The sequence below is a fragment of the Streptomyces sp. NPDC088116 genome (assembly GCF_044741745.1).
Classification (GTDB): Bacteria; Actinomycetota; Actinomycetes; order Streptomycetales; family Streptomycetaceae; genus Streptomyces.
Map to the genome: position 1 here is coordinate 107,132 of NZ_JBIUTF010000005.1, position 11,572 is coordinate 118,703.

The following is an 11,572-nucleotide window of genomic DNA, read 5'->3' on the forward strand; positions in this document are numbered from 1 at the left end:
CGCACGCAGGGTGAACTCGACCGGCCGGCTCTGCGATTCAACCTTGTCGCCCCAGGGCGGGACAAAGGCCTCGTGGCAGGTCCTCAGTCCCCCAGGGCCCAGCGGACAGCCGCGACAGCCGTGAAGAGCAGTGGCGGGACGAGCCACCACGGGCCCATCGCGCGGCGGATGGAGACGGGGGCGACCGTGATCAGTAGTGCTGTGGCGCTGACAGCGATCGCGAGGAAGCACGACAGCGTGATCGCGCCGTACGCGTCCTGATCCCAGGGGCCCGACGGGCGGGTGATCAGTGCGCTGTAGCAGCAGCCGGCGGCGATCGTGTGGAGGATCACCAGCGGTACGGCCATGACCCGTCGAAGGCAGCCCTGGTCCTCGGCCGTGCTGTCGGCCGTGCGGGTGGTCTCGGAGTGGTCGGGCATCAGCGCAGCGCATTCCTCGCGTGTGGTGGGGGTGTCATGGACGTCGGGGAGCGAGGGAGGCGCATGCGGTCCGCCGCGGCCGCCGTGCCTCCAGCGCTCGGATCGGACGTCACCGTATATCCGACGTCACGATGCGGCCCGCCGGTTATACGAATGGTCGGCCGCCGACGGCGCGCAGTGGACGGGGAGTTGAGGGGCAAGGCCGGGACCGTGGGACGGTCGCCTGCGACAATGAGGGCAACGCTGGTGTACGGCAGAGCGTGCCGTGGACGATGAGGGAGTCCTGTGCCACCGACCTCGGAACCGTTGCGGAAACTGGGCTTCCTGACCATCGGGCTGTTCGACGAGGCCGATCCGCGCCGGGGCCATGAATCGACGCTCGCCATCATCGAGTTGGGCGAGCGGCTGGGGTTCGACAGCGCGTGGGTGCGGCACCGGCATCTGCAGTACGGGATCTCCTCTCCCGTCGTCGTGCTGGCGGCGGCCTCCCAGCGCACCAGCCGTATCCAGCTGGGCACCGCGGTCATCCCGCTGGGCTGGGAGAATCCGCTGCGGCTGGCCGAGGACCTGGCGACCGTCGACATCCTGTCCCAAGGCCGCCTCAATCCGGGTGTCAGCGTCGGGCCGCCGATGGGGTACGAACGGGTGCGGCACGCGCTCTACCCCGACACCGCCGACAGCGAGGACTTCAGCTACGAGCGGGTGCGGCGGCTCATGGCCTTCGTGCGCGGGGAGCCCGCCACCGACTTCAGTGGTACGGAGGGCTTCGAGGCGTTCTCCGATCGCGTCCAGCCCCACGCTCCCGGTCTGGCCCGCCGTATGTGGTACGGCGGCGGCAGCCTGCGGTCGGCCCGCTGGGCGGGTGAGCAGGGCATGAACTTCCTTACCAGCAGCGTCGTGAAGGCGGAGGAGTCCGAGGACTTCGCCGAGATCCAGCTATCGCAGATCCGTACCTTCCGTGCCCACCACCCCGACGGCGACCGCGCCCGCGTCTCGCACGGGCTCGTCGTCATCCCCACCGACACCGCCTCGCCGCAGTAGCGCGCGAAGTACGAGGAATACGCGCGGAAGCGGCTGCCGCGCACCGCCACGCCCCAGGGGCCGGCCCGCCTGATGTTCGCGCCCGACCTCGTCGGAAGCTCGGCCGAGATCGCCGAACGGCTCTACGCCCAGGCCGCTTTCCGGGAGGTCGACGAGGTCGCGTTCGCGTTGCCCTTCACCTTCGACCACGAGGACTACGTCCAGATCCTCACCGACATCGCCACCAGGCTTGGCCCGGCGCTCGGTTGGCGACCGTAGTCGGCCGGTCCCGCCGGCGGCTCCGCGAAGCGGGGCCGGCCGCGCCGGTGTTGCCCGCGCGTCCCGCGCGTCCCGCACGTCCGGGGCGTCCCGGGCGTCCCGCTCAGGCCGACGGTCTGAACTCCGACGGTCGGATCGGGGACAGTGGTGCCACGTCGTCGCGATCAGTATCGGCGCCGGTGCCGAGACCGACGGTGGCGTCGGCCGCCGTGCGGGCGTCCGCCGCCGTGCGGGCGTCCGCCGCCGCCCGTACCGCCGAGACCAGGGCCATCACCGCCGGGACCTTCATCGTCTCCGGGCGCAGTACCGCGTACACACGCCGTACGGGCCAGTCCCGCAGCGGGCGGATCGTCACCCGGGGGTCCTGGTACGGCGGGAGGGCCAGGCCGTGGGTCAGGGCCACCCCGACGCCGTGGGCGACGAGGCCGTGGGCGGTGGCGTGGTCCTCCGTGATGGCGGCCGTCCTCGGCGAGAAGCCGGTCTCGGCGCAGGCCGACAGGAACTCCGACCGGCCGCCGTCCAGGATCCACTCCTCGTCGAACAGGTCCGCGAGGCCCAGCGTCCGCCGTTCGGCGAGGTGGTGACCGGCCGGCAGCAGTACGCAGCGCGGATCGCTGAGCAGGGGAATGCTCACCGTCGTCCCGACATCGTTCTCCGCGGGCGCGGGCTGCCCGGCCATGGCGCCGGACCCGGCGGCGGCCGCGGTGCCGCAGGTGATGACGGCCCGGGTGTCGGTCCCCGTGCCGGACCCGGTCCCCGTGCCGGACCCGGTCCCCGTGCCGGACTCGGCCCCCGTATCGGCCTCCGTCCCCGTATCGCCCCCGGTTTCCGTATCGACCACGAGGGCGAGATCCGTCGTGCCCTCCCGCAGGGCCCGGTACGCGTCGCGCGATGTCGTCTTGTCGGCCACGACTCCCACGTCGGGGCGGGCGGCCCGCAGTCTCGCCACGGCTTCGGGCAGCAGGGCGACACAGACGCTGGGGATCGCCGAGACCCTGACCGTCCCCCGGGCCTGGGCGGCGTACGCGCCGAATTCGTTCTCCACGGCCCGCAGGGTGGCCAGGATCGTTTCGGCGCGTTCGGCCAGCCGATGACCCGCCGGGGTGAGCCGGACCCCCCGCCCGGCCCGGACGGTCAGAGGGACGCCAATAGCGCGTTCCAGCGAGCGCATACGGTAACTGACAGCAGGCTGGGTGTAACCGAGTAATTCGGCGGCTGCGGTATACGAACCGGCGCGGGCCACACCCGCTATTACCGTCAACTGCTGGATATCGAGCACGCCAACACTGTAAGAGAAGTTGATGAATGCGCGAAAAACTCTTATTGGACGTGCAGTCGTGTCGGCGGCAGACTCTCTGCAGGCAACAGCAGCGCGACGACCGTCAGCCGAACCAAAGCCCCCACCCCGGCACCACCCCGCACACGAGACGCTCGGCTCCGGACCAACCACCGTATGGCCTGCGGACCCATGACCTCCGGCAGCGGCCCTTCCATGCCCTCCATGCCCTCCATGCCGTTCGTATCTTCAGTCCTTTTCCCGGTCCCCGCACGAGCGGCCCCGCATGAGCGGTCCCGCCACGAGCGGCGGCGCCGGAATCCCTCCCGGCTGTCCTGTCGCTTTTGACTTCACGGGATTCTTTAACGGAATTCCGGATTGGATGGAATATGTCCGACGAAGACGGCTGGAATCGAATGCAACCTGTGCTGGCACAGGGTGTGAAATGCCATCAGATGTCACTGAACGAGACCTGCTACCCGCCGCTGGAATCCGTACGGCGAGCCGTCCTGGACACGACCGCCGAGGCGCACCGCACCCTGGACGCCCTGGGCACCGGCCTGGCCGGGACGATCGCCGAACATCTTGGGGTCCCGGCGGGGGATGTGCTCGTCGGCCCCGGTTCCGGCGCGCTGCTACAGCAGCTGTTCTCCGCCTGTACCGGCCCGGAGACCGTGACCGTGCACGCCTGGCCCTCCTGGGAGGCGTACCCGATGATGGCGGCGAACGCCGGCTCCGGCACCGTACGGGTACCGCTGCGCGACGACGTCCATGACCTGGACGCCATGGCCGACGCCGTCACGGACGCCACGGGCATGGTCCTGATCTGCAACCCGAACAACCCGACCGGCACCACCGTGGGCCACGGCGCGCTGCGGCGCTTCCTGGACCGGTTGTCCCCCGACGTCACGGTCCTGATCGACGAGGCGTACCTGGACTTCGCGGACAGGGACCCCGAAGCCGCCGCCCACGGCGTGGAGTTGTACCGCGACGACGAGCGGGTGTGTGTCGTGCGGACGTTCTCCAAGTCGTACGGACTGCTCAGTCTGCGCGTCGGTTACCTGGTCGGCCACGAGCGGGTCCTCGCACCGCTGCGCGGGGTCCAGCCCTTCTTCCGGGTCAGCGCCGCGGGGCAGGCGGCGGCGATCGCGGCGATCGCCGGTCACGACGAGATACGCGTACGGTGCGCCACGACCGCCGAGGAGCGCGAACGCCTGCGCGGCATCCTGCTCGAGCAGGGCCTGCGGGTGACGCCGAGTCAGGCCAACTTCCTGTGGCTGCCCATGGAATCGGGGGTGGAGGCCTTCACCCAGTTCTGCGCGGACCACGGGGTGCTCGTCTGCGGGAAGCCGGGCGAGGGCGTCCGGGTGACCGTCGCCGAGCGCGAGGCGAACGATGCCTTCGCGCTGCTCGCCGGGAAGTTCCACGCCGTCGACGGCGGGATCTGAGCGGTCGCTTCCCGGCTCCGGGGTGCCTCGCCCCCAGCGCCTCGCCGCGCCGCCGCCCCTCCGGCGCGCGCCCACACTACGCCCCCGTGCCGCGCCCCCGTGCCGCGAACAGCGCGGCATACGCCCCTCCGCCGCTCCGCTCAGGGCCGTACCGGGGCCGCACCCGTCACGTATCCGCACCCGCACCCGCCGCGTATCCGCACCCGCACGCGTATCCGCACCCCCGGGACCCGTACTCCCACATCCGAATCCCCGGCCCCGTACTCACGGACCCGTACCCCCGGACTGTCGGCACTCCCGAAAATGGTGGTCGTATGACTCCGCCGTACCCGGCGACAGAAGTACCCCCCAATCTCCTCTCCACCGCCCGCCCGACCATCACCCGACTCGTCCGCGCGCTGGACGAACGCCTGCCGCAGGGCGGCGAACGCCTCGACGAGATCGCCCGCTACGCGCTCCTTCCCGCCGGAAAGCTCCTGCGTCCGCTGCTGCTCGTGGAGTCCGCCCGTGCCGTGGGCGGTGACTACGACGCGATCATTCCCGCCGCGCTCGGCGTGGAGTACCTGCACGCCGGATCGCTCGTCCACGACGACGTGATCGACGGCGACGTGCTGCGCCGGGGCCGGCCGACCGTGGTGGCCCGTTACGGCGTCGAGGACGCGGTGGTGACGGGCGACGCCCTGATCATGGGGATGTTCGCGGCCGTCACCGACTGCGCCGACCACGGGCTGCCCGCCGACCGGCTGCTCGACGCCGTACGCGTCCTCGCCCGCGCCGGTGTGGATCTGTGCCGGGGCCAGGCCATGGAGGCGGAACTGCGCGGCGACCCGCGCTGCGGCCTCGACCCCTATCTGACGATGATCGCGCTGAAGACCGGGGCGCTGTTCCGGGGAGCCTGCCAGGCCGGCGCGGTCCTGGGCGGCGGGTCACCGGCCGAGCAGCGCGCGCTCACCGAGTTCGCCGAACACCTCGGGCTCGCCTTCCAGATGCACGACGACCTGCTGCCGCACACCAGCGACACCCGGACCAGCGGCAAGTCCGGCATGAGCGATGTCGCCAACGGCCGTCCCACCTTCCCCGTCCTGATGGGCTACGCGATGGCCGGACCGGCCGGGCGCGACGCGCTGGAAACCGCGCTCGGCGGAACGCTGCCCGCCCCGGAGGCGCTCGCCGTCGTCACTGAACTGCTGGAGTCCACCGGGGCCCTCGAAGCGGCCCGGGAACGGGCCCGCGTCGAGGTGGTTCGCGCCAAGGAGTGCCTGACGGTGCTGGACTCCTCACCGAGTACGGCGGTGCTCGCCGCCGTCGCCGACTTCTCGATCGACCGGGAGCTGTGACCGTGGCCGGCGCGATGGCCCGCGCCTGCGGTGCGCACCTGCGGACCTGGCGGCCCTACACCCTGGCCTACCCGGGCCTGGTCGGTCTGGCCGGGGCGGCGCTGGCCGACGGATCGTCGTCGGGCGGATCGCCGTCGGGCGGATCGCCGGTCGGCGGAGGGGCGTCCGGCGTCCAGCTGCTGGTCGCCTGGGCCGCGCCCACCCTGAGCTGGCTGGCCGCCCACTATCTCGGCGACTACTTCGACCGTCATCTGGACGCCATCAGCAAACCCCAACGCCCCATACCCTCCGGCCAGTTGAGCCCGCGTACCGCGGTGGTGTGCGGGGTGCTGTGCGCCCTCGCGGCGGCATTCGTGACCGTACTGGCCAACTGGCGGGCGCTGTTGCTCGTGGCGGGAGCCATGGCCGGCATCGTGGCCTACAGCCTGGTGCTGAAGGGGCGCGGGCTGTCCGGGAACGCGATACGCGGCGTACTGACGGCGCTCACGGTGGTCTACGGGGCGATGACGGCTTCGGCCGACCCGCCCTGGCAGGCCGTCGTGCCGTTCGCCCTGGTGTTCCTGGCGCACGACGCGGCCTCCAACCTGGTGGGCACCCTCCGGGACGTCGAGGGCGACCGCAGCGGCGGGTACCGCACGCTGCCGGTGCTCCGGGGCCTGCGGGTGGCGGCCCGTACGGCGGCGCTGCTCTACCTGGGGGCGATCGCCGTAGCCGCGCTGTCGGTCCCGCTGGTCCCGGCCGATCCGGTGGGTTTCGCCGCGTTGCTGGTCCTCGCGGCGGTGTGCGGAGGCTTCGCCTTCTCCCTGGTGCTGCGCCGCGAGCTGACGGTCACGCCCGCGCTGGCGCTGCGCGCCCACGAGGTGCTCGTGGTGGAACGGCTCGTCCTCGCGGGCGCGGTGATGGCCGGGGGCTGGGGAGCGGCTGTCGCGGGAGCGGTGACCGGACCCCTGCTCGTCGTCAGCCTGCTGACGCAGGCCCGGATGCGCCGCCGCCACGAGTTCCCGCCGGACTCCGGCTTCACTGCGGACGCCGAACTGCCGCCGGGCGTGAGGAACTTGGACGCCGAGGGCTCGTTCCCGGACGGCCCGTCGCACGGGAACCCGCCACCGACGCCGACGGACAGCCGGACGGCCGACCGCCACGGTCGCGCTCTCCGTACGGTCCCCGACCCGCCTGGTACGGAACAGGCCCGTACGGAGCGGTCCCGTACGGAGCGGTCCCGTACGGAGCGGTCAGGCGCGGCACCGTCCCGTACGACAGCGTCCTGTACGGAACAGGCCCGTTCGGAACAGGCCCCTACGGAACAGCCCGGCACGGCACCATCCCGCACGACACCGTCCCGCACGGAACAGGCCCCTACACAACAGTCCGGCACGGCACCATCCCGTACCGCACCGCCCCGTACCGCACCGTCCCGTGCCGCACCGTCCCGTACGGCACCCTCCGGTGCGGCACGACGGAAGGATGACGCCACCCCATGCTGAACCCCACCCTGGCCGAACAGGTCGACAAGGCCGTCGCGTCCGGCACCGAGGCGCTCTTCGCCCGGCAGCGCCCCGGCGGGGTCTTCGCGCCCGGCCCCGACCGCCGCTCCTCCCCCGCGAACACCGCCGTGGCCCTCATCGCCCTGCACCTGGCCGAACAGGCCGACGGCCAGGACCCCGACAGGCATGTCGACAATGGGCGTACGGACGACGGGCGTACGGACGACGGGCTGGTCGAGCGCGGCATCACCCGGCTGTGTGAGACGCAGCGGGAGGACGGCGGCTGGGCCATGCCCGGTGTCCCCACCGAAGTGCTGTCCACCGCCGTCGTCACGGACGCGCTCCAGCTCATCGCCCCGGAGCGGGCGGCGTCCGCCATACGGGCGGGCCGCGAGCGGCTCGCCGCGCTCGGCGGTCCGCTGGCCCTCGCCGAACCGGCGATGACCGGGCTCATCCGGCAGTTCGACGCCCTCGCCGGTCACGGTGACGAGGCGGAGCTGCCCCGGCTGCCGCTGGAACTGCTGCTCCTCCCCGTCCTGTCCCGCCGTCTGCTGAGCCTGCGCCTGCCGATCTTCGCGAGCATGGCGCTCGGCCAGGCCGCCCGGCGCCGCCAGGGACCGCTGCGCAGACGGCTGAACGCGCTGGCGCGGCCCGCCGCGCTCTCCGTGGTGCGCCAGGCGTACGAACGCGAGGGCTCCACCGGGGGGTTCAGTGCCGACCCCTGGCTCACCAGCCTCATCTGCATCGGCGTCACACGGTCCGGCCTCGCCCCCGACATCGCGCGGGCCGCCGCCCGGCGCCTGCGGTCCATGGCGCGCCCCGACGGCTCGTGGGACCTGATGGAGCTGGACATCACCTGGTCCGGCTTCGCGACCTCCGCCCTGCTGGAGGCGGGGCTGGCCGACGATCCACGGCTCACCGAAACCCGCGCGATGTTCCACGAGCGTCAGCAGAACACGCCTTTCACGGCTCTCGGCTGTCCGGGCGGTTTCTGGGGCTTCTCCAGCGCGCGCAGCTGGCCGATGGCGCTGGAGACCGCCGAGATCAGCTCCGCGCTGCTGCGCCTGCCCGGCGGCGAGGGCGATGACCACGTACGGCGTGGCATCGCGTGGCTGACCTCCGTACAGGACTCGGCCGGCTCCTGGAGTCTGGCCGTACGCGACAGCAGGCCGGGCGGATTCGGGCCCTGCCCCTACATGACGGCCAAGGCGGTGGACGCGCTGCTGGACTCCGGCGCGGGCCGTGACGACCCGCGCGTCACCAGGGCGGTGCGCTGGCTGCTCGCGCGGCAGGCGCCGGACGGCTCGTTCGAAGCCCTCTGGTACCGGGGCCGTACGCCCGGCACCGCGGTCGTGCTGGAGACGCTCTGCCGGACCGTCGGCGCCACGCACCCGGCGGCCGAACGGGCCCGGGAGCGGCTGGTCGACACCCAGCGGGACGACGGGTCGTGGGGCACCGGGGAGGACACGGAACCGGGCACCGGGGACAACGGCGGGCCGGGCACCACCGAGGAGACGGCCTGGGCGCTCCACGCGCTGCTCGCGGCCGGCCTCGGCCCCGGGGACCGGACGGTCGAGGCCGCCGCGCGCCGGCTGGCCGGCACCCAGCGGCCGGACGGTGGCTGGGCCGGAGCCCCGGTGAACGAGTACATCCGGTTCTGCTACCGCTACGCGGACGACCAGATCGCCTCCGGCCTGGCCGTACGCGCGCTGGCGCGGCTGCGGACGGCGGCCACCCGGGACCCCGAAGGAGCAGCGGCATGAGCGAGGGCATGACGGACGCCGACGGTTCGCACTACGACGTCGTGGTCTGCGGCGCCGGCGCGGGCGGACTGGCCTCGGCCCGCGCCCTGGGCGGCCTGGGACTGCGTGTCCTCGTCGTCGACAAACAGCGCGTCCAGCGCCCGGTCGCCAAGGGCGAGGTGCTCCAGCCCGGGGCGCTGCGCGTGCTGCGGGAGTGGGGGACCGAGAAACTCCTGGAGGAGCGGGCCGGGGAGCGGCTGGGGCGGCTGGTGGTCCGCGACCCGTCGGGCGGTCCGCTGATGTCGCTGGACTACGGCCAACTCCCGCCCGATGACCGCTCGTTGCTGGCCCACGACCATCTGGTGATCCTCGACGCGCTCGCCGACGGCCTCGGCCCCGGTGTGGAGGTGCGTCGCGGTGTTCTCGTCGAGGAACCGCTGCGTGACGCGTCGGGCCGGGTCACCGGCGTACGGCTCGCCGAGGGCGGGCGGCGGTACGACGTGCGCGCGTCGCTGACCGTCGCCGCGGACGGCATCTCCTCGCGGCTGCGCCGGGCCGTCGGCATCGACGCCAAGCGGGTGGACTACCCGCACCGGCTGCTCTCCTTCGAGCTGAGCGGGGTCACGCCCCGGCCCGACGACTTCTCGGCGTATCTCGGCGACCGCGGGCTGCGCCTGGTCTACCCACTGCCGGGCGACCGGGTCAGGCTGTACGTCCAGGCCGGGCCCGACGAACTGCGCGGCGTGGACCGGGCGGAGCTGGCGGGCTGGTGCGAGCGGATGCTCGCCGAGGTGCCCGCGCTCGGACCGCTGACCGGGCCGCTGCTCGCCGCGCTGGACAGCCGCCAGCTGCTCCCGGTCTCACGGTTCCTCTCCCCCACGCTGTCGGTGCCCGGTCTCGCGTTCGTCGGCGAAGCGGCGTACGCCGTGCACCCGATGGCCGCGCAGGGGATGAACACCGCGATCACCAGCGCCGCCTCCCTGGCCGGGCGGCTCGCGGACCGGCTGGACGGGGCGCGGGGCATGTCCGATGTGGACGCCTCCGTGGACGCCGCGTTGCGCGACTACCAGGAGGAGCGGCAGCCCATCCTGGCGCACGCCGCCCGTACCAGCGACAACGCGGCGCGCATGGTCACCGACCTGTCGTGGCGCGGCCGGGTGCTGGGCCGGCGGGCGGTCAGACACACCGGGGCCAATCCCCGGCTGCTCCACACCGTCACCTACAACATGTCCGGTCTCGGCCCCCGGCCGATGACCTTCCTGGACCGCCTCCACCAGATCGGCCTGCTGCCGGACCCCCGCGCCCGGCGGGTGCCGAACGCCTGAGTGTCTCCCGGGCCCTGAGGGCCCATCACCGACAACCACACACATCGCCCCTGTGCATCGACCACGTAAGGACAAAATCCCGTGCGGAATCAGGAAATGCTCGTAAGTCCGGTGTCCGGCGCCCTCGGGGCGGAGATCCGCGGGGTGGACCTGACGGACATCACCGACCATGACTTCGAGCGGATACACGAGCTGCTGCTGCGCCACCTGGTGATCTTCTTCCCGGAGCAGGCGCACCTCACCCCGGAGGCGCACATCGCGCTGGGCCGGCGGTTCGGCGAGGTGGAGGTGCACCCCTTCCTGCCGAAGGTCGAGGGCCACCCGGAGCTGGCGCTCATCGAGTCGGACAAGGGCGGCAAGGCCGACGAGTGGCACATCGACGTCACCTTCAGCCCCAAGCCGCCGGTCGCCTCGATCCTGCACCTGGTGACCTGCCCGGAGTCCGGCGGCGACACCATGTGGAGCAACCAGTACCTGGCGTACGAGACGCTGTCCGACCCGTACAAGGAACTGGTGGACGGGCTGACGGCGGTCCACGTGCTCAAGGCCCCGGAGGTCGGCGAGCTGAAGGCCGAGCATCCGGTCGTCCGGATCCACCCGGAGACCGGGCGGCGCTCGCTGTATGTGACCCGCATGTGGTCGTCGCACATTCCGCAGCTCAGCCGGCACGAGAGCGACGCGCTGCTTCAGTTCCTCTTCGAGCACTCCGAACAGCCGCGCTTCAACTGCCGTTACCGCTGGCAGCCCGGCGCGGTGGCCATGTGGGACAACCGGGCGACGCAGCACCTGGCCATCAACGACTACTCGGAGTACCGCAAGGGCCAGCGGGTGACCATCCTGGGCGACCACCCGACCGGGGACGCCCCGCGCTGGAAGGAGTACGAGCGGGCCGGGGACGAGCGTTACTGGCCCCGCCGCGTCAACGCCAAGGCCGGGTACTGACCGGCTCGGTCCGTGCGGTGCGGTGCGGCCGGCTCCGAGGAGAGGAGCCGGCCGGCCGCGTACCGCCCGGCCGCGTACGGCCCGATCACGCACGGTCCGGCCGGTCGCGTACGGTCCGGTCGCGTACGGCCCGATCACGCACGGCCCGATCACGCACGGCCCGATCACGCACGGTCCGGCCGGTCGCGTACCGCCCGGTCACGTGGTCCGGCCGCCGTACCGCGGCCCGCCCGAGTACCGCGGCCCGCCCAACTACCGCGGCCCGCCCACGCTCCAGGCCACTCCACACGCTCTACACGC

8 protein-coding genes and 1 pseudogene are annotated in these 11,572 nt (G+C 72.6%); 7 read left to right on the forward strand and 2 right to left on the reverse strand.

The window, feature by feature from the left end; translation table 11 throughout:
* Positions 1-83: 83 nt before the first annotated feature.
* Positions 84-419: a hypothetical protein gene (locus ACIOJD_RS21015; RefSeq protein WP_401915777.1), complete on the reverse strand. Its 336-nt coding sequence runs from the start codon at positions 417-419 to the stop codon at positions 84-86.
* Positions 420-704: 285 nt separating this feature from the next.
* Between ACIOJD_RS21015 and ACIOJD_RS21020 the strand changes: the two are divergent.
* Positions 705-1,718 (forward strand): annotated as a pseudogene (locus tag ACIOJD_RS21020) (LLM class flavin-dependent oxidoreductase).
* A gap of 103 nt (positions 1,719-1,821) precedes the next feature.
* Here ACIOJD_RS21020 and ACIOJD_RS21025 read toward each other — a convergent pair.
* Positions 1,822-2,997, reverse strand: a complete 1,176-nt coding sequence (locus ACIOJD_RS21025; protein ID WP_401915780.1) for a LysR family transcriptional regulator — start codon at positions 2,995-2,997, stop codon at positions 1,822-1,824.
* Between the two features lie 452 nt (positions 2,998-3,449).
* On the opposite strand from ACIOJD_RS21025, the gene ACIOJD_RS21030 reads away from it, so the two are divergent.
* From ACIOJD_RS21030 to ACIOJD_RS21055, 6 genes are all read left to right on the forward strand, one after another.
* The gene (locus tag ACIOJD_RS21030) at positions 3,450-4,442 is read left to right on the forward strand and encodes an aminotransferase class I/II-fold pyridoxal phosphate-dependent enzyme (protein ID WP_401915783.1); all 993 of its coding nucleotides are present in this window, start codon (positions 3,450-3,452) and stop codon (positions 4,440-4,442) included.
* Positions 4,443-4,756: 314 nt separating this feature from the next.
* The gene (locus tag ACIOJD_RS21035; RefSeq protein ID WP_401915785.1) at positions 4,757-5,779 is read left to right on the forward strand and encodes a polyprenyl synthetase family protein; all 1,023 of its coding nucleotides are present in this window, start codon (positions 4,757-4,759) and stop codon (positions 5,777-5,779) included.
* A gap of 2 nt (positions 5,780-5,781) precedes the next feature.
* Positions 5,782-7,263 (forward strand): UbiA family prenyltransferase, encoded by a 1,482-nt coding sequence (locus ACIOJD_RS21040; RefSeq protein WP_401915788.1) that lies wholly within the window; start codon positions 5,782-5,784, stop codon positions 7,261-7,263.
* A complete protein-coding gene (locus ACIOJD_RS21045; RefSeq protein WP_401915790.1) occupies positions 7,257-9,026 on the forward strand; it encodes a prenyltransferase/squalene oxidase repeat-containing protein in 1,770 nt (589 codons plus the stop codon). The genes ACIOJD_RS21040 and ACIOJD_RS21045 overlap by 7 nt, the downstream gene beginning before the upstream one ends.
* A complete protein-coding gene (locus ACIOJD_RS21050; protein ID WP_401915793.1) occupies positions 9,023-10,330 on the forward strand; it encodes an FAD-dependent oxidoreductase in 1,308 nt (435 codons plus the stop codon). Before ACIOJD_RS21045 ends, ACIOJD_RS21050 begins: the two co-directional genes overlap by 4 nt.
* An 81-nt stretch (positions 10,331-10,411) precedes the next feature.
* Positions 10,412-11,272 (forward strand): TauD/TfdA dioxygenase family protein, encoded by an 861-nt coding sequence (locus ACIOJD_RS21055; protein ID WP_401915795.1) that lies wholly within the window; start codon positions 10,412-10,414, stop codon positions 11,270-11,272.
* Positions 11,273-11,572: the final 300 nt, after the last annotated feature.

Excerpts from the sequence above, each read along its gene's own strand:
- ACIOJD_RS21015 (WP_401915777.1), bottom strand. The coding sequence starts at position 419 with ATGCCCGACCACTCCGAGACCACCCGCACGGCCGACAGCACGGCCGAG.
- ACIOJD_RS21035 (WP_401915785.1), top strand. The coding sequence starts at position 4,757 with ATGACTCCGCCGTACCCGGCGACAGAAGTACCCCCCAATCTCCTCTCC.
- ACIOJD_RS21030 (WP_401915783.1), top strand. The coding sequence starts at position 3,450 with ATGTCACTGAACGAGACCTGCTACCCGCCGCTGGAATCCGTACGGCGA.
- ACIOJD_RS21050 (WP_401915793.1), top strand. The coding sequence starts at position 9,023 with ATGAGCGAGGGCATGACGGACGCCGACGGTTCGCACTACGACGTCGTG.
- ACIOJD_RS21045 (WP_401915790.1), top strand. The coding sequence starts at position 7,257 with ATGCTGAACCCCACCCTGGCCGAACAGGTCGACAAGGCCGTCGCGTCC.